Origin of the sequence: Pseudomonas sp. NPDC087803 (assembly GCF_044742995.1) — a bacterium.
Lineage (GTDB): Bacteria > Pseudomonadota > Gammaproteobacteria > Pseudomonadales > Pseudomonadaceae > Aquipseudomonas.
This window is the reverse complement of record NZ_JBIUVO010000075.1, coordinates 1-22,460: the sequence shown is the minus strand read 5'-3', so window position 1 is coordinate 22,460 and position 22,460 is coordinate 1. Positions and strand designations below refer to the sequence as shown.

Below are 22,460 nucleotides of genomic sequence, written 5' to 3'. Positions count from 1 at the left end.
GCGGCCGCACTTATCCCTGAAATACAAAACGCCCGATGCGGTGCATCGGGCGTTTTGAGACTGAAACAGGTGTAAACCTATTTCAGGACTAGACACTCGGATTTCTGCGGTGTCTCGTCGGGCCTCATCGCGAGCAGGCTCACTCCTACATTGGAATGCGGTTCCCTGTAGGAGTGAGCCTGCTCGCGATAGGGCCGGATCAGTCAGCGAAAATCCTCAAGCCTTCTGCTCAAAGATCACATAGATCTTGCGGCAAGCCTCCAGCACTTCCCAGGTACCACGGAAGCCGGCCGGAATCACAAAGCGGTCGCCAACGCGCAAGGTCTTGGCATTGCCATCGCTGTCACGCAGCACCGAAACCCCCTGCAGGATTTCGCAGTATTCATGCTCGGTGTAGTTCACCGTCCACTGCCCGACCGCGCCTTCCCACACGCCGACGCCCATTTGCCCACAAGGGCTGTCGTACTGGTTGAACACCGCTTGCTCGGGATCGCCCTTGAGCACTTTGGCCGGGTCCGGGCGATAGCGTTCAGCTGTGCTGGTGGTCAGGCTGATATCGACGACGTTCTGGATGTTCATTGTTGTTTTCTCCCGTGATGACGGCGCGGTGGCTTGAAAGGGCCAAAGTCTATGTTTATTAAAATGAACACCGCAAGGCCGTATGGCGCGCTTATGTCAAATATATTGAAACAACCCCGGCCGCTGGTTTAGGGTGGCGGGTGCCTTGGGCCGAAAAGCAGGCTGGCCGGGCAGCATTTCTGAAGACGTCCGCGAAGAACGCGGCGCTCGTATTCAACAAGAGGAGGACACTCGAATGACCACCCTGACTCGTGCCGATTGGGAACAACGTGCTCGCGACCTGAAGATCGAAGGCCGCGCCTACCTCAACGGTGAATACACCGACGCCGTCTCCGGCGAGACCTTCGAGTGCATCAGCCCGGTCGATGGCCGTCTGCTGGGCAAGATCGCCAGCTGTGACGCCGCCGACGCCCAGCGCGCCGTGGAAAACGCTCGTGCCACGTTCAATTCCGGCGTCTGGTCGCGCCTGGCGCCGAGCAAACGCAAAGCCACCATGATTCGTTTCGCCAGCCTGCTCAAGCAGCACGCTGAAGAACTGGCGCTGCTCGAAACACTCGACATGGGCAAGCCGATCAGCGACTCGCTGTATATCGACGTCCCGGGCGCGGCGCAAGCGCTGAGCTGGAGCGGTGAAGCAATCGACAAGATTTACGACGAAGTCGCCGCCACGCCGCACGATCAACTGGGTCTGGTGACCCGCGAGCCGGTGGGCGTGGTCGGTGCTATCGTGCCGTGGAACTTCCCGCTGATGATGGCCTGCTGGAAACTCGGTCCAGCGCTGTCGACCGGTAACTCGGTGATCCTCAAGCCGTCGGAAAAATCCCCGCTGACCGCCATCCGCATCGCTGCGCTGGCCGTTGAGGCCGGTATTCCAAAAGGCGTGCTCAACGTCCTGCCGGGCTACGGCCACACCGTCGGCAAGGCGTTGGCGCTGCACAACGATGTCGATACTCTGGTGTTCACCGGTTCGACCAAGATCGCCAAGCAACTGATGATCTACTCCGGCGAATCGAACATGAAACGTGTATGGCTGGAGGCCGGCGGCAAGAGCCCGAACATCGTCTTCGCCGATGCGCCGGACCTGCAAGCCGCTGCCGAATCTGCCGCGAGCGCCATCGCCTTCAACCAGGGCGAAGTCTGCACCGCCGGTTCGCGTCTGCTGGTCGAGCGTTCGATCAAGGACAAATTCCTGCCGATGGTGATCGAGGCGCTGAAAACCTGGAAGCCGGGCAATCCGCTGGATCCGGCAACCAACGTCGGTGCGCTGGTCGATACCCAGCAGATGAACACTGTGCTGTCGTACATCGAATCCGGTCACAGCGACGGCGCCAAACTGGTGGCGGGCGGCAAACGCATCCTTCAGGAAACTGGTGGTACTTACGTCGAACCGACGATTTTCGACGGCGTGAGCAACGCGATGAAGATCGCCCAGGAAGAGATCTTCGGCCCGGTGCTGTCGGTCATCGCCTTCGACACCGCCGAAGAAGCGATCCAGATCGCCAACGACACGCCGTATGGCCTGGCCGCAGCGGTATGGACTCAGGACATTTCCAAGGCGCACCTGACCGCCAAGGCGCTGCGCGCCGGCAGCGTGTGGGTCAACCAGTACGACGGCGGCGACATGACCGCACCGTTCGGCGGCTTCAAGCAGTCGGGCAACGGTCGCGACAAGTCGCTGCACGCGTTCGACAAGTACACCGAGCTGAAGGCGACGTGGATCAAGCTGTAAGCCGTTAGCGGGAGCCTGATTCGTTCAGGCTCCCGAACTTACGGAGATCCCCTGTGGGAGCAAGTCTCTGTGGTGAGGGGATTTATCCCCGATCGGCTGCGAAGCAGTCGCAAAACCAGTGCATTTGATGATGCAGGTTTTGAGGTCGCTGCGCGACCTGTCGGGGATGAATCCCCTCTCCACAGGGTTTGCTCCCACAGTGATTTTGTGGCGCACATAAGAATATCCACAGGAGCGTGGAACATGCGTTGGGCGACATATTTCGCCGTGTTGGCGTCTGTCTTGAGTGTCGGCCTGGCCCTGGGGGTCAGCATGCCGCTGGTGTCGTTGCGCCTGGAGGGCTGGGGTTACGGTTCTTTCGCCATTGGCGTGATGGCGGCGATGCCGGCGATTGGCGTGCTGCTGGGGGCGAAGATTTCCAGTCATCTGGCGGCACGTTTCGGCACGGCGAACCTGATGCGTCTGTGCCTGTGGGCGGGTGCGTTGTCGATCGGCTTGCTCGCGCTGTTGCCGAGTTATCCGGTCTGGCTGGTGCTGCGGCTGATGATCGGGGTGATCCTGACCATCGTGTTCATCCTTGGCGAGAGCTGGATCAATCAACTGGTCGTCGAACACTGGCGCGGTCGGCTGGTGGCGCTGTATGGCAGCAGCTATGCGCTGAGCCAACTGTCTGGTCCGTTACTGTTGGGCGCGATCGGCACTGAGCACGATTACGGGTTCTGGGTCGGCGTCGGGCTGCTGACGGTCTCGCCATTGCTGTTGATGGGCCGCAGCGGGGCGCCGAGCAGTGAAGCCAGCAGCGTGACGTTCAGCGACCTGTGGGGTTTTGCCCGCGAGCTGCCGGCGATTGCCTGGGCGGTGTCACTGTTCGCGGCGTTCGAGGCGATGATCCTTACGTTGTTGCCGGTGTATTGCCTGCAGCAGGGCTTCACCGCCGAGATCGCGCTGGCGATGGTCAGCACCGTGGTGGTCGGCGACGCCCTGCTGCAACTGCCAATCGGCGCGCTGGCGGATTACCTGTCGCGCCGCACATTGTTCACCGGTTGCGCAGTGATCCTGATGCTGTCGAGCCTGGCGATTCCGCTGTTGATCGACACGCTGCTGATCTGGCCATTGTGGGTGTTGTTCGGCGCCAGTGCCGGTGGGCTGTTCACCCTGTCACTGATTCTGATCGGCGAGCGTTATCGCGACGATGCGCTGGTGCGCGCCAATGCGCACATTGCGCAGCTGTGGGGTGTCGGGTGTCTGATCGGGCCTTTGCTGGCGGGGGCGGGCAGCCAGTGGATCAGCGGGCATGCGTTGCCGCTGTTGATGGCGGTCGGGGCGTTCGGGCTGGTGATTCTGCTGATGCGCCAGGGTGCATTCGGCGCGGTGCAAACGGCCTAAGGTCAAAAAATCGCAGCCTGCGGCAGCTCCTACAGGGAAACCGACATTCCAGTGTAGGAGCTGCCGCAGGCTGCGATCTTTTGCTTTTTAAAGCATCCGCTCCAGACCGACAGTGGTGCTGAACCACGCATTGAACCGTCGCCACCAACTCCCCGGCTCCTTGGTCAGCGTGTGCATCTGGCCGTTGTCCTCGGTCACCCAGACGATCTTGCCGTCTTGCAGTTTCGCCTGATAACTCAGTGCCGGCGCCATGCCTTGCAGGGCCAGTTCGCGTACATGTTCGGCCAGTTCCGGGCTGTCCACCAGGACTCCGACTTCGGTGTTCCACAGCACCGAACGCGGGTCGAAGTTGAATGAACCGATAAACGCTTTTTGCCGGTCGAAAATCATCGCCTTGCTGTGCAGGCTGGAATCCGAACCACGGAATGACTTGCTGTAGAACAAGTGCGGGCCGCTGCCATAGTTATCCCCAGGCTGACGGCGCAGTTCATACAGCTTCACGCCGTGCTCCAGCAGCGCCTTGCGATACGGCGCATAACCGCCGTGCACCGCCGGCACATCGGTGGCTTCCAGTGAGTTGGTCAGCAGGCTCACCGAGACCCCGGCGTCGGCGCGTCCGGTCAGGTACACCAGCCCCGGCTGGCCGGGCACGAAGTACGCCGAGATCATCATCAGCTCTTTACTGACGCCGCGCAGCTCCGGCGCCAGTTGCGTGGTCAGCAGCAGTTGCGGATCCGGCTCGTCCCTGGCCAGTACTTTGCTCGGTGCGTCCCACAGCGCCTGGTTCCACGCCCAGATCAATTCTCGGCGCCAGATATCCATGCGCGGCGCGGTCTTGAACGTCATCAGCTGTTGATACAGCGCGTGATTCTGCTTGCGGGTTTCCTCCAGCGATTCTTCGAGGCGCGTGCGGGTGTTCTGCAGGTCCTTGGCGCTTGGTTTGCTGGACAGAAATTCGTCGATCGGCTTGCTCAGCGCACTGTTCCAGTACTGGTCGAAACTGTGCCCGAGTTGTTCCGCCACCGGGCCGACGCTGAGCATGTCGATGTCGGTGAAATTCAGGTTCGGCTCGGCATCGAAATACTCGTCGCCCAGATTGCGCCCGCCGACGATGGCCACGCTGTTGTCCGCCAGGAACAGTTTGTTGTGCATGCGCCGGTGTTGCAGCGACAGGTTGAACAGGCGCCCGGCGGCACGGGTCACGCCGGTGCTGCGGCCCAGGTGCAGCGGATTGAACAGGCGGATCTGGATCTGCGGATGCGCCGCCAGCGTGGCGATGATCGTGTCGAGGCCGTCGCTGGTGGTGTCGTCCAGCAAGATCCTTACACGGACGCCGCGATCAGCAGCCTTGAGCAGTTCCTCCACCAGCATCCGCGTACTGACCCCGTCGTGGACGATGTAGTACTGCAAGTCGAGGCTGGTTTGCGCATTGCGGATCAACTCAGCGCGCGCCGTGAACGCTTCGGTGCTGTTGGACAGCAAGCGGAAGCCGGAGCGTCCCTGATAGGGCGCCGCCTGGGCCTGAATCGCGCGACCGAATGCGGAATCGGTGGCCGGCAACGCCTGGCTGGGTGCGCGCGTTACATCGAGGTTTGCGCAACCACTGGCCAACGACGACAACACACAGACAGCGAGCAATTTTTTTCCGGGTCGCACGTGGCTTTCTCGGCTGAGGGCTGGGGTGGCGGAGTATGGCATGCAGCGGATTTCAAAGACTGCGTTCAGGTAGGGCTCGCCACAGGGTGTAAACAATTAGTCGTTCGGAAGTAGGAATGAGTTCGCATGTGTTTATGGACTATTTGTCATGTCGTTTTTTCCGCTCTTGGTTGTTGCCTATTCCTACATACGGATCCTGCAAAAAACGAAATCATCGCCCCCGGTGTTTACTGCCTTGTAAAGGCGATGCACTGCATAACTGCCATTTATACCTAGCCGAACAAGTAGGGACTGATGAAAAAATCAACATGGATGGCGGCCTTCGCGGCCGCAGTATTACCTACACTGGCAGCCGCCGAGAGCGTCGATCTGAACGTGGTCGGAACCATTATTCCGACCTCGTGCATTCCGGCATTTGCCGGTGGCGGTACGGTCGATCTGCGCAAGATTTCGGCGGCCACACTGAACAAGACCACGCAGACGCTGCTGCCGACTCACGACATTTCGCTGCACATCAATTGCGATGCGCCGGCGCCGGTGGAGGTGTCGGTCAGAGACAATCGTCCGGCAACCAAACTGCCGGGCATCAGCGACGGTGCCGGTCACAGCGATCCGGCCTTGTTCTATGGTCTGGGTGACATCAACGGCATCCGGATCGGCGGCTTCGCGCTGCGCCACGGGCGTCCGGAAGCCGACGGTGTTCAGCAAACGCTGATCACCCGCACGCTGGCGGCACCGGCGTGGCAACTGCCTTCCTCGCCGTTGGTGAGCAATGCCCCGGCGTTGTATTCCTGGGGGACCGGGGTCGCCGCTGGCCCGGTCGCAGCGCGCCATCACGGGTTTCCGATGAGCCTGTTGCCGATCATTGGCCCGAGTAACGCGCTGCCGATCACCAGCGAGATCCCGCTCGATGGCTCGGTCACCTTCGATATGTACTACCTCTGATCGTCAGAACCCGGCCATCGCCGGGTTCTTTCTCGTTTCTTCAACGCGCCCTTTGACGGGGCGTTGAAACTCCCCAGCGGAGCAATACCGATGCCGATTTCAATGGGCCGTCCTGGCTTCAGGGCGTTGCCACTGTGCCTGCTCGTCTTGATTTTGATGCCCGCCGTTCATGCCGCTGGCATGGTCCCGCAAACACCGGTGCTGGTGGTGGATGAGGGCATCGGTGAGGCGACGATGAATGTGCGCAATACCGAGACCCGTCCGGCGCTGCTGCACACCACGGTCGTAAACATCGAGCCGCATGATCAGACGCTGTTGCTGTTCAGTCCGGCGGTTGCCCGGGTTGAGGCCGGGGCAGTGCAGCAGGTGCGGTTCATTTTGCAGAGCGCCGAACCGTTGCAGACCGAGCGTCTGAAACGGGTGATCTTTGAAGGGATCAACCCCGTGGCAAGTACCGATGGCGCCCGGGTCAATCTCGGGGTGCGGCAAAACCTGCCAGTGATCCTGCGCCCTGCCGGTCTGCCGGTGGAGCGCGAGCCATGGCAACGCCTGAAGTGGTCGGCCACGGCTGACGGTTTACTGGTGAGTAATCCCAGTCCTTACGTGGTGCGATTGGCGAAGGCGATAGTTCCGCTGCCGGGCACGCAGGCGGTGGATCTGCCGCGGACCTGGATCCTCCCCGGCGAGCGCCTGTCTGTCGGGTTGCCGTTGAGTTCGACAGTGCGGACCATGGCGGTGCGGATTTTCCCGGCCACCACGTACGGCTTTGCGGTCGATCACTTCGATGCCCCGGTAACGCGCTGATGTGCCGGCGTGCCCGTGCGGGACTGGCACTGCTGATGGCTCAGGGTGCCGGCGTGGCGCTGGCCGGCGAGGTGGTGGAGTTCGATGCGCAGTTGCTTCGCGAGCGCGGACTCGATCCTGCGGTGGCAGCCTACTTTCGCCAGGCGCCGCGTTTCTCCCAGGGCACACGTCTGGTAGCGCTGGAGGTCAATGGACAGCCGCGGGGGCGGGTGTTCGTGACGTTCGATGCCGAGGGCGAGCCATGCCTGCAACCGGCCTTGCTCAAGGCTGCCGGCGTGCGCTCGCCAGCGGTCCCGGCGCCGACGGACCCGTGCCTGACACTGCGTGAAGGGCTGCCCTCGGCCAGCATCGAGTTGCATCCCGGTCAGGAGCAGATCGACCTGCTGTTACCGACCGATCTGCTGGCGTTGCCGGAATTTCAACCGCGCCGCTTCGCCAATGGCGGTGTCGGCGGTGTGTTCAATTACGATGCGTTGGTCATGGGCAGTCAGTACGAAGGGCAGCGCAGCGATTTTCGCAGCCTGGGTTCGGAGATCGGCTTGAACGCCGGCAACTGGGTCTTGCGTAGTCGACAGTCCTACACGCAACTGCCCGACAGCACACGTTTCGAGCATCTGTATGCCTATGGCATGCGCACCCTGGAAGACCACGAAGCCAGCGTGCAGATTGGCCAGTTGAACCTGCAGTCGCCCGTGTTTGCCGGCGAATCGTTCAGCGGCGTGCAAATTCTGCCGGAAGCCGCGTTCGCGCAAATGCGCGTGGCACAGCAGGGGGCGCGTGGCGAGGTCGAGGGTATCGCCTGGTCGCCATCGCGGATCGAAGTTCGGCAGAACGGCGTGCCGATTTACACCACGCGCGTTCCGGCCGGGCCGTTCACGCTGCGCGCGCTGCCGTTGTTGAGCAACCAGCTCGACCTTGAGGTGAGCGTGCACGAGCAGGAGGGGCCGGTGCGGCGCTTTCGCGTGCCGGCCGCCAGCCTTCAGGATGTCCGGCTCGACCGGGCCGACACTTTCAATCTGGCGCTGGGCACCGTGCGCCGCCAGGGCGCGGATGATCGACGGGCGCCGTCGTTCGCCACCTTTGGCCAGGAGTGGAGTCTGTCGCGAGCGCTACGCATGAGCGGCGGTGTACTGGCCGGTTCGGACTACCTGTCGGCGGGTTGGGGGCTGCAGCGGCAATGGCCGGGCAATCTGAGCACCGGGGTGCGTCAGCTGCTGTCCAGCGATCGAGCCACAGGCGTTGCGGGTCATCAGTTGCAAATGACCGTCAATGCGGTGCTGGCGCCGAACCTGTCCACCAGCGTGGTCGCCGTGCGCCGTGGCCAGGGCTTTCGCACCCTCTCGGACACTGGCTGGAACCCGCAGCTGGGGCGGGCCGAAGGGTCCGGGCGCGAGCACTGGACATTTGCTCTCAATGGCTCCGTCGAGCGCTGGGGCGCGTTCGGCATGACCTGGTCGCGTTATACCCATGCCGATCAGCCGCCACACCAGCGCCTGGGCCTGTCGTGGTCGCAGACGCTGCCCGCGCGGATCAGCCTGTCGTTGAGTCTGGAGCGGGGGATCGGCGATGCCGACGCAGGGCGCCGGGGTACCTCGGTTTATCTGACGGCGGGGCTGCCACTGGGCGAGCAGCGCAGGGCCCGCAGCTATCTGCGCAGCGATCCGCGCTCCGGTGTGCGCAGTGGCGTGTCGATGAGTGAAGTGCTCAGTGAAACCCTGGCCTACACCGCCAGTGCCGAACACCGCGAAGCCGCGGCGCCGTCCCTGGGCTTGCGGGTCAACGCGCTGACGCATTACAGCCAGGTGGATCTGGGGCTGAACCAGCGCGACGGGGCCAGTGAATTCGACGTGGGTCTGCGTGGCGGCATGGCACTGCATCACGATGGCATCACGCTGTCGCCGTATCCGCTGCGCGAAACCTTTGGCGTGCTCAAGGCCGGTGACCGTGCGGGCCTGAAACTGTACACGCCGCAAGGTCCGGTGTGGACGGATGGCGCGGGCCGGGCGGTGGTGGCGAGTCTGCCGGCCTATTCCACAGCCCGGCTGGAAGTTGATCCGTTGAGCTTGCCGCGTAACGTCGAGGTGCTCGACGGCTATCAGGAAGTGGAGGCCGGGCGCGGCTCGGTGCAGCACCTGGAGTTCTCCATTACCCGTGTACGGCGCGTGCTGTTGACGGCCAGAACGCTTGATCGGCAGTGGCTGCCCAGTGGTTTGGCGGTGCAGGACGGGCAAGGCGCCTACGTGACGACGGTGCTGGAGGCCGGGACGGTCTTTGTGCCGGACATCAAGCCCGGACAGGCGCTGCGGGTACAGCTCTCGGACAACACGCAATGTGAGCTGCAATTCAACCTGGCCGAATCGCCTGACGAGCACGCATTGATCGAGCCGGTCGACGCGCTCTGTCAGCCCTTGAACCTTACATGACCGAGGTTTTGCTTATGCAACGATGGATTATCCGGATCATGCTGGCCTGGCTGGCATCGGCGTCCGCCATGGTCAACGCGACCTGCCAGATGACGCTCGCGCCGGGCAGGGTGGACTATGGCGTTGCGACGCGCGCGCAACTGTTGGTGCGACCATCGACTGGCGAGGATGGCAGCTTCGGCGTACGTCGGGTTCATCTGCGCATTGAATGCCCGGATGTGCGCCCGATCAGCTGGTCGTTTGCGGCCCCGAGCAGCGATGCGCTGCATTATCGCTGGGCACCGGGGCGCTTGCAGATACGCATGGTGGCGGCGCGTCTGGATGGTGTGCCGGTGCAGTGGCAGCGCGAGGCCGGCCGGGCCGGGACGGCGGATCTGCTGCAACCTGGCGATCGCATCGTGAACTGGCGCGCGGGCAGCATCGCTACCGGTCGTCATCTCGACGTGGAGCTGGAAATCGAAGCCCGCGTCAGCGATGCCTCAAGCCGTGTCGCCGACCTGCAGCGCTTCGAGGGGTACGGCACGTTTCAGCTCGAATGACTCGGCGTCGGCCAGCAGTCGAATCGCCGCGGCACCGACCTTGCGCACGGCGTCTTCGATCTGCGGTGTCGGTTTGGCCGCGTAGTTCATCCGCAGGCAATTGCGGTACTTGCCCGAGGCGGAAAAGATGCTGCCGACGGCAATCTGTACGCCCTGATCGTGCAGCGCACGATTGAGTTTCAGCGTATCGAAGCCCTCGGGTAATTCGACCCACAGCATAAAGCTGCCCTGCGGACGGCTGGCGCGGGTCCCGGCCGGAAAGTAGCGGCTGACCCAGTCGATCATCAGGTCGCGATTGCGCTGGTATTGTGTGCGCATCCGCCGCAAATGCGGTTCGAAGTAGCCACCCTTGAGAAATTCGGCGATAGCAATCTGCGGCTGCGGCGCGGTAGAGCCGGTGCTGATGTATTTCATGTGCAGCACCCGTTCCAGATAGCGGCCCGGCGCTACCCAGCCGATGCGCAGGCCTGGTGCCAGGGTCTTGGAAAACGAACTGCAGAGCAGCACGCGGCCGTCTTCGTCGAAGGATTTGATCGTGCGCGGACGCGGGTAGGTGTAAGCCAGTTCGCCATACACATCGTCCTCGATGATCGCCACGTCGAAGCGCTGCGCCAGCGTCAACAACGCACGTTTGCGCGACTCCGGCATGATGTAGCCCAGCGGGTTGTTGCAGTTGGGGGTGATCTGGATGACCTTGATCGGCCACTGTTCCAGCGCCAGTTCCAGCGCTTCGAGGCTGATGCCGGTGAGCGGATCGGTGGGAATTTCCAGGGCCTTCATGCCCAGGCCCTTGAGGGTTTGCATGGCGCCGTGAAAGCTGGGCGAGTCCACCGCGACAATGTCGCCCGGCTCGCAGATCGCGTGGATGCTGGTGGACAGCGCTTCGTGGCAACCGGTGGTGATCACCAGGTCGCTGGCGCTCAACTGGCAGCCGGAATCGAGCATCAAGCGGGCGATCTGTTCGCGCAGTTCAAGGGTGCCGTGGATGTTGTCGTAATACAGACCGGGCATGTCCTGTCGGCGGCTGATCCGCGCCAGCCCGCGCAGCAGCGGTTTCATGGTCGGCGAGCTGATATCCGGCATGCCACGCCCCAGTTGCACCACGTCCTTGCGCGGTACCGCGCGGATCAGCTCCAGCACCTGATCCCACTGCGAAATCTCCACCGGCCGCTGCGCCGGACGCCCGACCACTGGCAGTTCCGGCAGCTCGCGCCCCACCGGCACGAAGTAGCCGGACTTGGGTTTGGGCGTGGCCAGTCCGCTGTCTTCAAGCATGCGATACGCCTGCTGCACCGTGCTCAGGCTGACCCCGTGTTCGACGCTCAAGGCGCGCACCGAAGGCAAGCGATCGCCAGGGCGGTAGAAACCTTGTTCGATGCGGGTGCCGAGCAATTCGGCGAGATTCACATACAGGGTCATGGCACTGCCTCGATACAGGTGATTGGTCAAACCAGTACAGATGCGGCAAAAATCGGTGATTCAGTCTCGGGAATGACAAATCTGTATGGAGTTAATACAGGCTTGTTGAATCTGTAATGCTTTTGCCGGCCCGCGCATCATGGAATCTCTGGCGACCCAAGTAAACAGGAGCGACAAAAATGAACGGCTTGAGCGATGTGCGGCTGACGTTACACAGTCAGGAACTGGAGGCAGGGCAGAGCGACCGTGCGCGCAATGAGATGTTGCGCAACGCACCGTCCGGCCTGAGCCGCTGGGGCCTGTTCTGGCATCGTCTGCACACGCGCAAGGCGTTGCTGAGCCTGACGCCGGCGCAGCTCAAGGATGTCGGGCTGACCCGGGAACAGGCGCTGGAGGAGGGGTTGAAACCGTTCTGGCGGATCTGAGATCTTCAGTGATCGTGAGGACCATTCGCGAGCAGGCTCGCTCCCACAGGGAAATGCATTCCAAGTGTGGGAGCGAGCCTGCTCGCGAAGGCGTCGGCAAAGGCGCCACATATCCGTCAGGCCAGCTCTTTGAGCCGATGCCACAACATCCCCAGCGCCAGCAGCGGCGAGCGCAAATGCTTGCCGCCGGGGAAGGTGATGTGCGGCACCTTGGCAAACAGATCGAACCCGCCGCTGTGTTGCCCGCTGATCGCCTCGGCCAGCAGTTTGCCCGCCAGGTGCGTGGCATTCACCCCGTGCCCGGAATAGGCCTGGGCGTAATACACGTTCGGCTGATCATTGAGCCGGCCGATCTGTGGCAGACGGTTGGCGCCGATGCCGATCATCCCGCCCCATTGATAGTCGATCTTCACGCCTGCCAGTTGCGGGAACACTTCGAGCATCTTCGGCTGCATGTAGGCGCCGATGTCCTTCGGATCGCGCCCCGAGTAATGGCAGGCACCGCCGAACAGCAGGCGTCGATCGGCCGAGAGCCGGTAGTAATCCAGCGCCACGCGCTGGTCGCAGACCGCCATGTTTTGCGGCAGCAGGCTGTGCGCCAGTTCTGCGGACAGGGGTTCGGTCGCGATGATGTAGCTGCCGGCGGGCAGGACTTTGCCACTGAGTTGCGAATTGAGGTCGTTGAGGTAAGCGTTGCAGCCCAGCACCAGGGTTTTCGCCCGCACTGAACCTTGAGCGGTGTGTACGCGAACTTCGGGGCCGTAGTCGATGCGGGTGACCGCCGATTGTTCGAACAGTTTGACGCCCAGTTGTTGCGCCGCAGCCGCTTCGCCGAGTGCCAGGTTCAGTGGGTGCAGATGCCCCGAACCCATGTCGATCAAGCCACCGACATAGCGTTTGGAACCGACCACGCTGTGCATCTCATCGGCTTGCAGCAGTCGGGTTTCGTAGCGATAGCCGAGTCCGCGCAATTCTTCGGCGTCTTCGGCAAAGCCTTCCAGGTCGGCAACTTTGTTGGCAAGGTCGCAATAGCCCCAGGTCAGGTCGCACGGGATCTGAAAGCGCTCGACGCGTTGGCGAACGATTTCCACCGCCTCCAGACCCATGAGCTTCATCTGCCGCACGCCGTCCGCGCCGATGACATTGGCGAATTGATCGAGACCATGGCCGACCCCGCGAATCAACTGCCCGCCGTTGCGGCCGCTGGCGCCCCAGCCGATCCGGTGTGCCTCCAGCAGCACCACACTGAGGCCGCGCTCGGCCAGTTCCAGCGCAGTGTTCAGCCCGGAAAACCCGCCGCCGACCACGCACACATCAGCAATCACTTCGCCTTGCAGCGCCGGATGATCAGGCTGCGGCAGGCTGCTGGCGGCGTAGTAAGAGGCAACGTGGGGTTGGCTCGCGAAGGTTCGGGCGCGGGCATTCATGGGCATCATCCAACGGCTGCGTGTCGAGAAAATTTGACGGAGCATAAGCCGCACGGCCGAAGACGGGCAACACTGGTCGGCCGTTGCTGTCTGGATCACGGCTTTTGCGGCACAATTGCCGCCTGTTTCCCGTTGGTCACTGTTTCGATGAGCTGCAACAGCCAGAAAATCCGCACCCTGCGTCAGCAGATCCCCAAGTTCGACTGCGTGCCGGGCTGCCATGACTGCTGCGGACCCGTGACCACTTCACCGGAAGAAATGGCCCGCCTGCCGCGCAAGACCCGCGCCGAGCAGGATGCGGCGATGGACGAGCTGAACTGTGTGCACCTGGGGCCCAATGGCTGCACGGTGTATGAAGAGCGGCCGCTGATTTGCCGGTTGTTCGGTACCACCAAAACCTTGCCGTGCCCGAATGAGCGGCGGCCGGTGGAGCTGATTCATCCGCGCGTTGAAAAGCAGATTTTCGAGTACATGGCTTCGAATCGGCAGGTGCTGGTCTGAAAAGATCGCAGCCTTCGGCAGCTCCTGCATGGAAATGCGTTCTCCTGTAGGAGCTGCCGAAGGCTGCGATCTTTTGATCTTCCAAATCTCAGTCTGGAATGGGCAGGCTCAGGCTCTCCTTCACCTCTTCCATCACGATATAGCTTTTGGACTCACGCACATGCGGCAGCTTCAACAGAATGTCGCCCAGCAGCTTGCGGTACGAGGCCATCTCGGAAATCCGCGCTTTCACCAGATAGTCGAAATCCCCTGACACCAGGTGGCATTCCAGCACGTGCGGCAGTTTCAGCACCGCGCGGCGGAATTCCTCGAACGTGTCGCCGGATTTGTAATCCAGACTGATCTCGACGAACACCAGCAGGCTTCCCTTCAAGTGCTGCGGATTCAGGCGGGCGTTGTAGCCCATGATGATCCCCTCGCGCTCCAGCCGCCGCACCCGCTCCGTGCACGGTGTGGTGGACAGGCCGACCTTTTCCCCGAGTTCGGTAAAGGAAATCCGCCCGTCCGCCTGCAGGATCCGCAAGATGTTGCGGTCGATCTTGTCCAGCTCACGTTTGGTCTGAGTGTTGGTACGCATAGGGGATGCGCCTCCGTGAAAAGGGTTTTTGCCGAGAATTGTCGCCAAATATAGGCGCTTATATAGTGAAATGCACTGGCCATTCTTTTTTACACTGCGCGCATCATTGCTCTAACAACAGACGTACGCGGCCCTGCCGCGATGAGGGATACAAAATGCGCGTAATGGTCTTGGGTAGCGGCGTCATCGGTACCGCCAGTGCTTACTATCTGGCCCGTGCCGGATTTGAAGTGGTGGTGGTCGACCGGCAACCCGCCGCGGCCATGGAGACCAGTTTCGCCAACGCCGGCCAGGTGTCGCCGGGTTATGCCTCGCCGTGGGCCGCGCCGGGTGTGCCGCTCAAGGCCATCAAGTGGTTGCTGCAACGCCACGCGCCGCTGGCGATCAAGGCCACGGCCGACATCGACCAGTACTTGTGGATGGCGCAGATGTTGCGCAACTGCACCGCCAACCGTTACGCGGTGAACAAGGAGCGCATGGTGCGTCTGTCCGAGTACAGCCGCGACTGCCTCGACGAACTGCGCGCCGAAACCGGCATCGCCTACGAAGGCCGCAGCCTCGGCACCACCCAGCTGTTCCGCACTCAGGCGCAGCTCGATGGCGCCGCCAAAGACATCGCCGTGCTGAAAGAATCCGGCGTGCCGTTTGAAGTCCTCGACCGCGCCGGCATTGCCCGCGTCGAACCGGCCCTGGCCGGTGTCACCGATATCCTCGCTGGCGCCCTGCGTCTGCCGAACGACCAGACGGGCGACTGCCAGATGTTCACCACGCGCCTGGCGGAAATGGCCGTGAAGCTCGGTGTGGAATTCCGCTTCGGTCAGGACATCCAGCGCCTCGACCACGCAGGTGACCGAATCAACGGTGTATGGATCGACGGCAAGCTGGAAACCGCCGATCGCTACGTGCTGGCCCTGGGCAGCTACTCGCCGCAACTGCTCAAGCCGCTGGGCATCAAGGCGCCGGTGTATCCGCTCAAGGGTTACTCGCTGACCGTGCCGATCACCAACCCGGACATGGCCCCGACCTCGACCATTCTCGACGAGACCTACAAGGTCGCGATCACCCGTTTCGACAACCGCATCCGCGTCGGCGGCATGGCCGAGATCGCCGGTTTTGACCTGTCGCTGAACCCGCGTCGGCGTGAAACCCTGGAGATGATCGTCAACGACCTTTATCCTCAGGGCGGCAATCTGGCCGAGGCGAGCTTCTGGACCGGTCTGCGTCCGACCACGCCAGATGGCACGCCGATCGTTGGCGCCACGCCGTTCAAGAACCTGTTCCTCAACACCGGTCACGGCACCCTGGGTTGGACCATGGCGTGCGGTTCCGGTCGTTTGCTGGCCGATCTGATGGCGAAGAAAAAGCCGCAGATCAGCGCCGAAGGCCTCGATATTTCCCGTTACGGCAACAAGCCTCAGGAGTCCGCAAAACATGGCAATCCAGCGCCAGCTCACCAATGAGCGCATGAGTCAGATCGTCAGCCACAACGGCACCGTGTATCTGGCCGGACAGGTCGGCGACGACTTTGATGGCGGGGTCGAGCAACAGACCCGCGAGGTGCTGGCCAATATCGAGCGCCTGCTCGATCTGGCCGGGACCGACAAACAGCATTTGCTGTCGGCGACGATTTACCTGAACGACATCGACGCGCACTTTGCCGCGATGAACTCGGTGTGGGATCAGTGGCTGCCCAAGGGCGCCGCCCCGGCCCGGGCCACCGTCGAGGCGAAGATGGCCAAGCCGAGCATTCTGGTCGAGATCTCCATCGTCGCCGCACTGCCGTAACCCGTTGTAAAGATCCCTCTCCCGGCGCTGTTGGCGGTTCACGCCGTCAGCCAGCGCCGGTTTTTCTTCCCATGACCGCCAAGAAGTCTGCTGCCATGCGTCCTGCCCGTGCCCTGATCGACCTTCAAGCCCTGCGTCACAACTACCGAATTGCCCGCGAAGTCACCGGCGCCAAGGCGCTGGCGGTGATCAAGGCGGATGCCTACGGTCACGGTGCAGTGCGTTGCGCCCAGGCGCTGGAAGCCGAGGCCGACGGGTTTGCCGTCGCTTGCATCGAAGAGGCTTTGGAGCTGCGCGCGGCCGGGATCAAGGCCCCGGTGTTGTTGCTCGAAGGCATCTTCGAAGCCGATGAGCTGGCGCTGATCGTCGAGCATGATTTCTGGACTGTGGTGCACTCGCTGTGGCAACTCGATGCCATCGAGCAGACGGCACTGAGCAAACCGATCACCGTGTGGTTGAAGCTCGACTCGGGCATGCACCGCGTCGGCCTGCATCCGAAGGATTACGCGGCGGCCTACCAGCGCCTGCTGGCCAGCGGCAAAGTGGCAAAGATCGTGCTGATGAGTCATTTCGCCCGCGCCGATGAGTTGCACGAGCAAAGCAGTGCCGATCAAGTCGCAGTGTTCGAGGCGGCGCGTCAGGGCCTCGCCGCCGAAGTCAGTCTGCGCAACTCGCCAGCCGTGCTCGGTTGGCCACAGATTCACAGCGACTGGGTGCGCCCGGGGATCATGCTCTACGGCGCCACGCCGTTCGAAGAAGCCAACGCCGTGGCCGAGCGTCTGCAACCGGTGATGACCCTCGAATCAAAAGTCATCTGCGTACGCGAATTGCCCGCCGGCGAGCCGATCGGCTACGGCGCCAAATTCATCACCGACAAGCCGATGCGCATCGGCGTGGTCGCCATGGGTTATGCCGACGGTTACCCGCGTCAGGCGCCAACCGGTACGCCGGTGCTGGTGGCCGGCAAACGCAGCCGGATTCTTGGTCGCGTGTCGATGGACATGCTATGTATCGACCTCACCGATGTGCCGGAAGCGGACCTCGGTTCGACCGTCGAGCTGTGGGGCAAAAACATCCTCGCCAGCGAAGTGGCGCAGTGGGCGGACACCATTCCGTATCAGATCTTCTGCAACCTGCGCCGGGTGCCAAGGCTCTATTCCGAGGGTTGACGCCGCTGCGGGGGCCAAGTGTTGTAAATACTGAACGCTGTCGCCATGATAACGCTCAATATTCTTACAACATCAGGAGGCTCGCGCCTTGGACGTCGGTGAACGACTGCAATCGATCCGCAAGCTCAAAGGGCTTTCCCAGCGTGAACTCGCCAAACGTGCGGGCGTCACCAACAGCACCATTTCGATGATCGAGAAGAACAGCGTCAGCCCTTCGATCAGTTCGCTGAGGAAGGTTCTGGGCGGGATTCCCATGTCCATGGTCGAGTTCTTCTCCGAAGAAATCCTGCAGGAAGTCCCGACCCAGATCGTCTACAAGGCCAACGAGCTGATCGACATTTCCGACGGCGCCGTGACCATGAAACTGGTCGGCCGCGCACACCCGAGCCGGGCCATCGCGTTCCTCAACGAAATCTACCCGCCGGGCGCCGATACCGGCGAAGAAATGCTGACCCACGAAGGCGAGGAAACAGGGATTCTGGTGGAAGGTCGTCTGGAATTGGTGGTGGGCCTTGAAACTTTTATTCTCGAAGCCGGCGACAGCTACTATTTTGAAAGTACCAAGCCGCATCGTTTCCGTAATCCGTTCGACGCGCCTGCGCGACTAATCAGCGCAGCCACGCCGGCAAATTTTTAAATACAGAGGTGCCAAGCCATGACGGTGAAGGCATCCGATGAGTTTTTCCACAGCGCGGTATAACCCCTTCGACTATGGGGTTGTTTCAGTGTGGCGGGCTACCCGCTATACTTGCGCCCGCCTGCGAACCGTGGCCGCAGGCGTGAATAGCCACCATTGAGGGTGAACGCGTGAACCTAATTATGAAAATGCTGGCCGCACCAGCAACCGTACTGGCCCTCTGGGCTGTCAGCGCTCAAGCTGCGACGAATGACGACATTGCCAAGCGCCTCGAGCCGGTCGGCCAGGTGTGTGTTCAGGGGCAGGAATGCAAAGGCATGGAAGTCGCTGCCTCCGCTGGCGGCGGCGGTGGCGCGAAGACGCCGGATGAAGTGATTGCAAAACATTGCAACGCTTGCCACGGTACCGGCCTGCTGGGTGCACCGAAAATCGGTGACGCAGCGGCCTGGAAAGACCGTGCTGATCACCAGGGCGGCCTCGACGGCCTGCTGGCCAAAGCCATCACTGGCCTGAATTCGATGCCACCCAAAGGTACCTGCGCCGACTGCTCGGATGACGAGTTGAAAGGTGCGATCCAGAAGATGTCCGGCCTGAAATAAGCCGCGCTTCTGACGAAAAAAACCGTCTTCGGACGGTTTTTTTGTGCCTGCGATTCACGGCTTTCGCTGTCCTTTGCAGCAAACTCGAGGCAAGCTCGGTCTACCCCTATTCACGGAACGGGCAGGAGGCTTCAGATGGTGCAGTTGTGTTCGATCGAACAGGCAGTGGACGACGTGCTTGCACGCTTGCCGGCGCATATCCACATGGGCCTGCCGCTGGGGCTGGGCAAGCCTAATCACTTGGTCAACGCGCTGTACCGGCGGATCAAGGACCTGCCCGAGCGGCAACTGACGATCTACACCGCGCTGTGCCTCGGTCGGCCGACGCTGGGCGACGGTTTGCAGAAGCGCTTCATCGAACCCTTCGTCGAGCGGGTGTTCGGCGATTACCCCGAATTCGATTTCCTCGCCGATCTGCAGCGTGACAGCCTCCCCGCCAACATCCGTATCGAACAGTTCTTCATGCAGCCCGGCAGCCTGCTCAACAGCGCGCCGGCCCAGCAGGATTACGTCAGCAGCAACTACAGCCACGCCGCCCGCGACATCAATGCCGCCGGCCTCAATCTGGTGGCGCAATTGCTCGCCAGCAGCAGCGAACATCCCGATCGCCTGAGCCTGAGCTGCAACCCGGACATCACCCTCGACCTGTTGCCGATGATCACCAGGCGCCGCGACGCCGGGGAGACCATTCTGCTGGTCGGCCAGGTGCACACCGATCTGCCGTACATGCCCGGTGATGCCGAAGTCGATATCGACACTTTCGACCTGCTGATCGACGCGAAGGACAGCAGCACGCTGTTTTCCACGCCGAACATGCCGGTGGGGTTTCAGGATCATTTCATCGGTCTGCACGCCAGCACCCTGGTGCGCGATGGCGGCACGTTGCAGATCGGCATCGGTTCGATGGGCGATGCGCTCACCGCCGCACTGCTCGCGCGCCAGGCGGACAATGCCGGTTACCAAGCGTTGCTCAACGACATCAATCTCAGCCAGTGGGCACAGTTGATCGAACGCGAGGGCGGTACCGCGCCATTCGCCAAGGGACTGTATGGCTGCAGCGAAATGTTCGTCAACGGTCTGCTGGTGCTGGCCGATGCCGGGATCATCCGGCGCAAGGTCTACCCCGACGTGCAGACCCAGGAACAGGCCAACGCCGGCACCCTCGACGAGGCAGCGCAGACCGATGGCATCTCGGTGCACGGCGGCTTCTTCCTCGGACCGCGCAGTTTCTACGAGCGCCTGCGCGAGCTGCCGTTGAGCAAACGCCTCGAATTCAACATGACCCGTATCAGCTACATCAACGAGCTGTATGGGCAGGAAGAATTGAAGCGCTTGCAGCGCCTCGATGCGCGGTTCATCAACACCGTGTTCACCATGACCCTGATGGGCGCGGGCGTGGCCGATCAACTGGAGGACGGGCGGGTGCTCAGCGGCGTTGGCGGGCAATACAACTTCGTCGCCCAAGGCCACGCGCTGCACGATGCGCGCTCGATTCTGATCCTGCGCAGTTGGCGCGAGTCCGGCGGTGACGTCAGTTCGAATATCGTCTGGGAATACGGGCATTGCACGATTCCACGGCACCTGCGTGACATCGTGGTCACCGAGTACGGCATCGCCGATCTGCGTGGCAAGACCGATGCGGTGGTGATCGAATCTCTGCTGAACATCACGGATTCACGCTTCCAGCCGGGGCTGATCGAGCAGGCGCAGAAGGTCGGCAAACTGCCAAAGGATTTCCGCCTTGATCCACGCTTCGCCGAGAACACCCCGCAACGCTTGCAAGCGATTGCCGCCAAGCATTCGAACCTGTTTCCGGAGTATCCGCTGGGTTGTGATTTCACCGCGATCGAGCGGGATCTGCTGCGGGCGCTGAACTGGCTGAAGAGCAAGTTCAAGTTGAGCGAGATATTGGAGCTGGGCAAAGCCGCGCTGGATGCACCGGAGGCTTCGATGTTCCCCGAGCACCTTGAACGTATGCAACTGAGCCACCCGGAAGGCTTGAAAGAGGACCTGTTCCAGCGCCTGCTGCTCACTGGCCTGAAGGCCACCGCGCAATAACGGCCTGACCTAAAACAACTGTAGGAGTGAGCCTGCTCGCGATGGCGGTGTATCAGCTGACGAAAATATCAGCTGACACTACGCTATCGCGAGCAGGCTCACTCCTACAGGGGGGGCTGCGGTGTTGCTGGATTATTCGATGAAGGTGACGACGCCATCCTTCAGCGATTTAACGCGAGCCAGCGATTCAACGCGGTAGCCCTGCGAATCCAGTTCGGCACGGCCGCCCTGGAACGACTTCTCGATCACGATGCCGAGGCCAGCCACGGTGGCGCCAGCCTGCTTGATGATCGAGATCAGCGCCTGCGAAGCCTTACCGTTGGCCAGGAAGTCGTCGATGATCAGCACGCGGTCGCTGCTGGTCAGGTGACGCGGCGAGATGGCCACGGTGCTTTCGGTCTGCTTGGTGAACGAGTAAACGGTCGCCGACAGCAGGTTTTCCGTCAGGGTCAGGGACTGGTGCTTGCGGGCGAAGATCACCGGCACGCCCAGGTTCAGACCGGTCATGATCGCCGGGGCAATGCCCGAGGCTTCGATGGTGACGATCTTGGTGATGCCCGAATCCTTGAACAGCGTGGCGAATTCGTCGCCGATCAGCTTCATCAGGGCCGGGTCGATCTGGTGGTTCAGAAAGGCGTCGACTTTCAGGACCTGGTCGGAAAGCACGATGCCTTGTTCGCGGATTTTCTGGTGCAATGCTTCCATGAAGCTGTCCTCGTTCAGCGCTTGTGCGCCCTAAGCTTTAAAAAAGTGGTCAATTCTAGCGCTTTAACATCGCGCGTATATCAGCCAATGCGCTATTGCCGCGCACGGCTTTGACTTCGGTCGGTGTGTCGTCGTTGCCTTCCCACGCCAGATCGTCCGGCGGCAGCTCATCGAGGAAGCGGCTTGGCGCGCAGTCAATGATCTCGCCGTACTGTTTGCGCTTGGCGGCGAAGGTGAACGCCAGGGTCTGACGGGCGCGGGTGATGCCCACGTAGGCCAGGCGGCGCTCCTCCTCGATGGTGTCGGCTTCGATGCTGGAGCGGTGCGGGAGGATTTCCTCTTCCATGCCCATGATGAACACATAGGGGAATTCCAGGCCCTTGGACGCATGCAGGGTCATCATCTGCACGCCTTCAGCGCCGTCCTCTTCTTCCTGCTGACGTTCGAGCATGTCGCGCAGGACCAGTTTGCCGATGGCGTCCTCGACGGTCATTTCGCCGTCTTCGTCTTTTTCCAGGGTGTTCTTCAACGCCTCGATCAGGAACCAGACGTTGCTCATCCGGTAGTCCGCAGCCTTGTCGCTGGAACTGTTGGTGCGCAGCCAGTTCTCGTAGTCGATGTCCATGACCATGCTGCGCAGCGCCGAGATCGGGTCTTCGCCGGCACACTGCTCGCGCACCTTGTCCATGAAGCGCTTGAAGCGCGACAGGCGATCGGTGAAGCGGCTGTCCAGATGCTCGCCCAGACCGATTTCATCGGTGGCGGCGTACATCGAGATCTTGCGTTCGGTGGCGTAGTTGCCGAGTTTTTCCAGGGTGGTCGAGCCGATTTCCCGGCGCGGCACGTTGATCACCCGCAGGAAAGCGTTGTCGTCGTCCGGGTTCACGATCAGCCGGAAGTAGGCCATCAAGTCCTTCACTTCCTGACGCCCGAAGAAACTGTTGCCGCCGCTCAGGCGGTACGGCACCTGGTGGTGCTGCAACTTCAGCTCGATCAGCTTGGCCTGGTAGTTGCCGCGATAGAGGATCGCGAAATCGCTGTACGGGCGGTCGGTGCGCAAGTGCAGGCTGAGGATTTCCATGGCCACGCGCTCGGCT

General features: G+C 61.9%; 21 protein-coding genes. 14 read left to right on the top strand and 7 right to left on the bottom strand.

The window, feature by feature from the left end:
* Window positions 1–216 precede the first annotated feature (216 nt).
* Window positions 217–579 carry a cupin domain-containing protein gene (locus ACIOUG_RS23980; RefSeq protein ID WP_003229472.1) on the bottom strand — a complete coding sequence of 121 codons (363 nt, stop codon included), beginning with the start codon at window positions 577–579 and terminating at the stop codon, window positions 217–219.
* A 235-nt stretch (window positions 580–814) separates the two neighbouring features.
* On the opposite strand from ACIOUG_RS23980, the gene ACIOUG_RS23975 reads away from it, so the two are divergent.
* Window positions 815–2,308 carry an aldehyde dehydrogenase gene (locus ACIOUG_RS23975; RefSeq protein WP_103483714.1) on the top strand — a complete coding sequence of 498 codons (1,494 nt, stop codon included), beginning with the start codon at window positions 815–817 and terminating at the stop codon, window positions 2,306–2,308.
* A 243-nt stretch (window positions 2,309–2,551) separates the two neighbouring features.
* Window positions 2,552–3,694: an MFS transporter gene (locus tag ACIOUG_RS23970; RefSeq protein WP_401069172.1), complete on the top strand. Its 1,143-nt coding sequence runs from the start codon at window positions 2,552–2,554 to the stop codon at window positions 3,692–3,694.
* An 87-nt stretch (window positions 3,695–3,781) separates the two neighbouring features.
* Here the strand turns inward: ACIOUG_RS23970 and ACIOUG_RS23965 are convergent, their stop codons facing one another.
* Window positions 3,782–5,392, bottom strand: coding sequence for a phospholipase D family protein (locus ACIOUG_RS23965; protein ID WP_401069169.1), 1,611 nt, complete (start codon window positions 5,390–5,392; stop codon window positions 3,782–3,784).
* Between the two features lie 252 nt (window positions 5,393–5,644).
* On the opposite strand from ACIOUG_RS23965, the gene ACIOUG_RS23960 reads away from it, so the two are divergent.
* From ACIOUG_RS23960 to ACIOUG_RS23945, 4 genes are all read left to right on the top strand, one after another.
* Window positions 5,645–6,295 carry a DUF1120 domain-containing protein gene (locus ACIOUG_RS23960; RefSeq protein WP_401069166.1) on the top strand — a complete coding sequence of 217 codons (651 nt, stop codon included), beginning with the start codon at window positions 5,645–5,647 and terminating at the stop codon, window positions 6,293–6,295.
* Window positions 6,296–6,385: 90 nt separating this feature from the next.
* Window positions 6,386–7,099, top strand: a complete 714-nt coding sequence (locus tag ACIOUG_RS23955; protein WP_401069163.1) for a fimbria/pilus chaperone family protein — start codon at window positions 6,386–6,388, stop codon at window positions 7,097–7,099.
* Window positions 7,099–9,522 carry a fimbria/pilus outer membrane usher protein gene (locus ACIOUG_RS23950; RefSeq protein WP_401069161.1) on the top strand — a complete coding sequence of 808 codons (2,424 nt, stop codon included), beginning with the start codon at window positions 7,099–7,101 and terminating at the stop codon, window positions 9,520–9,522. Before ACIOUG_RS23955 ends, ACIOUG_RS23950 begins: the two co-directional genes overlap by 1 nt.
* Before the next feature lie 14 nt (window positions 9,523–9,536).
* A complete protein-coding gene (locus ACIOUG_RS23945; RefSeq protein WP_401069159.1) occupies window positions 9,537–10,061 on the top strand; it encodes a hypothetical protein in 525 nt (174 codons plus the stop codon).
* Here the strand turns inward: ACIOUG_RS23945 and ACIOUG_RS23940 are convergent.
* Complete coding sequence (locus ACIOUG_RS23940) at window positions 10,002–11,480, bottom strand: PLP-dependent aminotransferase family protein (protein WP_401069157.1); 1,479 nt, start codon at window positions 11,478–11,480, stop codon at window positions 10,002–10,004. The genes ACIOUG_RS23945 and ACIOUG_RS23940 overlap by 60 nt on opposite strands.
* Before the next feature lie 179 nt (window positions 11,481–11,659).
* Here ACIOUG_RS23940 and ACIOUG_RS23935 point away from each other — a divergent pair, with 179 nt between their 5' ends.
* On the top strand, window positions 11,660–11,905 hold the full coding sequence (locus tag ACIOUG_RS23935; RefSeq protein ID WP_401069154.1) for a DUF1127 domain-containing protein: 246 nt from the start codon (window positions 11,660–11,662) through the stop codon (window positions 11,903–11,905).
* 116 nt (window positions 11,906–12,021) lie between these two features.
* Here ACIOUG_RS23935 and ACIOUG_RS23930 read toward each other — a convergent pair whose 3' ends face one another.
* Entirely contained in the window at window positions 12,022–13,332 is a 1,311-nt protein-coding gene (locus ACIOUG_RS23930) for an NAD(P)/FAD-dependent oxidoreductase (protein ID WP_401069151.1), read from the bottom strand.
* A 147-nt stretch (window positions 13,333–13,479) separates the two neighbouring features.
* On the opposite strand from ACIOUG_RS23930, the gene ACIOUG_RS23925 reads away from it, so the two are divergent.
* Window positions 13,480–13,833 carry a YkgJ family cysteine cluster protein gene (locus ACIOUG_RS23925; RefSeq protein WP_401069149.1) on the top strand — a complete coding sequence of 118 codons (354 nt, stop codon included), beginning with the start codon at window positions 13,480–13,482 and terminating at the stop codon, window positions 13,831–13,833.
* Window positions 13,834–13,921: 88 nt separating this feature from the next.
* Here ACIOUG_RS23925 and ACIOUG_RS23920 read toward each other — a convergent pair whose 3' ends face one another.
* Window positions 13,922–14,410 (bottom strand): Lrp/AsnC ligand binding domain-containing protein, encoded by a 489-nt coding sequence (locus ACIOUG_RS23920; protein WP_003177284.1) that lies wholly within the window; start codon window positions 14,408–14,410, stop codon window positions 13,922–13,924.
* 155 nt (window positions 14,411–14,565) lie between these two features.
* On the opposite strand from ACIOUG_RS23920, the gene dadA reads away from it, so the two are divergent.
* The 6 genes from dadA to ACIOUG_RS23890 all read left to right on the top strand — a co-directional run bounded on the left by dadA (window position 14,566) and on the right by ACIOUG_RS23890 (window position 20,658).
* On the top strand, window positions 14,566–15,870 hold the full coding sequence (gene dadA, locus ACIOUG_RS23915; protein ID WP_401069146.1) for a D-amino acid dehydrogenase: 1,305 nt from the start codon (window positions 14,566–14,568) through the stop codon (window positions 15,868–15,870).
* On the top strand, window positions 15,842–16,195 hold the full coding sequence (locus ACIOUG_RS23910) for a RidA family protein (protein ID WP_169842948.1): 354 nt from the start codon (window positions 15,842–15,844) through the stop codon (window positions 16,193–16,195). Before dadA ends, ACIOUG_RS23910 begins: the two co-directional genes overlap by 29 nt.
* Before the next feature lie 95 nt (window positions 16,196–16,290).
* Window positions 16,291–17,364, top strand: a complete 1,074-nt coding sequence (gene alr, locus ACIOUG_RS23905; RefSeq protein ID WP_401069143.1) for an alanine racemase — start codon at window positions 16,291–16,293, stop codon at window positions 17,362–17,364.
* Between the two features lie 88 nt (window positions 17,365–17,452).
* Window positions 17,453–18,001, top strand: a complete 549-nt coding sequence (locus ACIOUG_RS23900; RefSeq protein WP_007920393.1) for a cupin domain-containing protein — start codon at window positions 17,453–17,455, stop codon at window positions 17,999–18,001.
* A 182-nt stretch (window positions 18,002–18,183) separates the two neighbouring features.
* On the top strand, window positions 18,184–18,600 hold the full coding sequence (locus tag ACIOUG_RS23895; protein ID WP_025112727.1) for a cytochrome c5 family protein: 417 nt from the start codon (window positions 18,184–18,186) through the stop codon (window positions 18,598–18,600).
* Window positions 18,601–18,735: 135 nt separating this feature from the next.
* Complete coding sequence (locus ACIOUG_RS23890) at window positions 18,736–20,658, top strand: acetyl-CoA hydrolase/transferase C-terminal domain-containing protein (RefSeq protein WP_401069141.1); 1,923 nt, start codon at window positions 18,736–18,738, stop codon at window positions 20,656–20,658.
* 132 nt (window positions 20,659–20,790) lie between these two features.
* Here ACIOUG_RS23890 and ACIOUG_RS23885 read toward each other — a convergent pair whose 3' ends face one another.
* Both ACIOUG_RS23885 and ACIOUG_RS23880 read right to left on the bottom strand, forming a co-directional pair.
* Entirely contained in the window at window positions 20,791–21,363 is a 573-nt protein-coding gene (locus ACIOUG_RS23885; protein WP_025113230.1) for a xanthine phosphoribosyltransferase, read from the bottom strand.
* Window positions 21,364–21,418: 55 nt separating this feature from the next.
* On the bottom strand, window positions 21,419–22,460 hold a 1,042-nt coding region (locus ACIOUG_RS23880), incomplete at its 5' end, for a 3'-5' exonuclease (protein ID WP_401069139.1).

What these genes read in the sequence shown, in the direction of transcription:
- ACIOUG_RS23920 (WP_003177284.1), bottom strand. Translation starts at nt 14,410, where the DNA reads ATGCGTACCAACACTCAGACCAAACGTGAGCTGGACAAGATCGACCGC.
- ACIOUG_RS23935 (WP_401069154.1), top strand. Translation starts at nt 11,660, where the DNA reads ATGAACGGCTTGAGCGATGTGCGGCTGACGTTACACAGTCAGGAACTG.
- ACIOUG_RS23960 (WP_401069166.1), top strand. Translation starts at nt 5,645, where the DNA reads ATGAAAAAATCAACATGGATGGCGGCCTTCGCGGCCGCAGTATTACCT.
- ACIOUG_RS23980 (WP_003229472.1), bottom strand. Translation starts at nt 579, where the DNA reads ATGAACATCCAGAACGTCGTCGATATCAGCCTGACCACCAGCACAGCT.
- dadA (WP_401069146.1), top strand. Translation starts at nt 14,566, where the DNA reads ATGCGCGTAATGGTCTTGGGTAGCGGCGTCATCGGTACCGCCAGTGCT.
- ACIOUG_RS23975 (WP_103483714.1), top strand. Translation starts at nt 815, where the DNA reads ATGACCACCCTGACTCGTGCCGATTGGGAACAACGTGCTCGCGACCTG.
- ACIOUG_RS23970 (WP_401069172.1), top strand. Translation starts at nt 2,552, where the DNA reads ATGCGTTGGGCGACATATTTCGCCGTGTTGGCGTCTGTCTTGAGTGTC.
- ACIOUG_RS23930 (WP_401069151.1), bottom strand. Translation starts at nt 13,332, where the DNA reads ATGAATGCCCGCGCCCGAACCTTCGCGAGCCAACCCCACGTTGCCTCT.
- ACIOUG_RS23955 (WP_401069163.1), top strand. Translation starts at nt 6,386, where the DNA reads ATGCCGATTTCAATGGGCCGTCCTGGCTTCAGGGCGTTGCCACTGTGC.
- ACIOUG_RS23945 (WP_401069159.1), top strand. Translation starts at nt 9,537, where the DNA reads ATGCAACGATGGATTATCCGGATCATGCTGGCCTGGCTGGCATCGGCG.
- ACIOUG_RS23950 (WP_401069161.1), top strand. Translation starts at nt 7,099, where the DNA reads ATGTGCCGGCGTGCCCGTGCGGGACTGGCACTGCTGATGGCTCAGGGT.
- ACIOUG_RS23940 (WP_401069157.1), bottom strand. Translation starts at nt 11,480, where the DNA reads ATGACCCTGTATGTGAATCTCGCCGAATTGCTCGGCACCCGCATCGAA.
- ACIOUG_RS23895 (WP_025112727.1), top strand. Translation starts at nt 18,184, where the DNA reads ATGAAAATGCTGGCCGCACCAGCAACCGTACTGGCCCTCTGGGCTGTC.
- ACIOUG_RS23885 (WP_025113230.1), bottom strand. Translation starts at nt 21,363, where the DNA reads ATGGAAGCATTGCACCAGAAAATCCGCGAACAAGGCATCGTGCTTTCC.
- alr (WP_401069143.1), top strand. Translation starts at nt 16,291, where the DNA reads ATGCGTCCTGCCCGTGCCCTGATCGACCTTCAAGCCCTGCGTCACAAC.
- ACIOUG_RS23965 (WP_401069169.1), bottom strand. Translation starts at nt 5,392, where the DNA reads ATGCCATACTCCGCCACCCCAGCCCTCAGCCGAGAAAGCCACGTGCGA.
- ACIOUG_RS23910 (WP_169842948.1), top strand. Translation starts at nt 15,842, where the DNA reads ATGGCAATCCAGCGCCAGCTCACCAATGAGCGCATGAGTCAGATCGTC.
- ACIOUG_RS23890 (WP_401069141.1), top strand. Translation starts at nt 18,736, where the DNA reads ATGGTGCAGTTGTGTTCGATCGAACAGGCAGTGGACGACGTGCTTGCA.
- ACIOUG_RS23925 (WP_401069149.1), top strand. Translation starts at nt 13,480, where the DNA reads ATGAGCTGCAACAGCCAGAAAATCCGCACCCTGCGTCAGCAGATCCCC.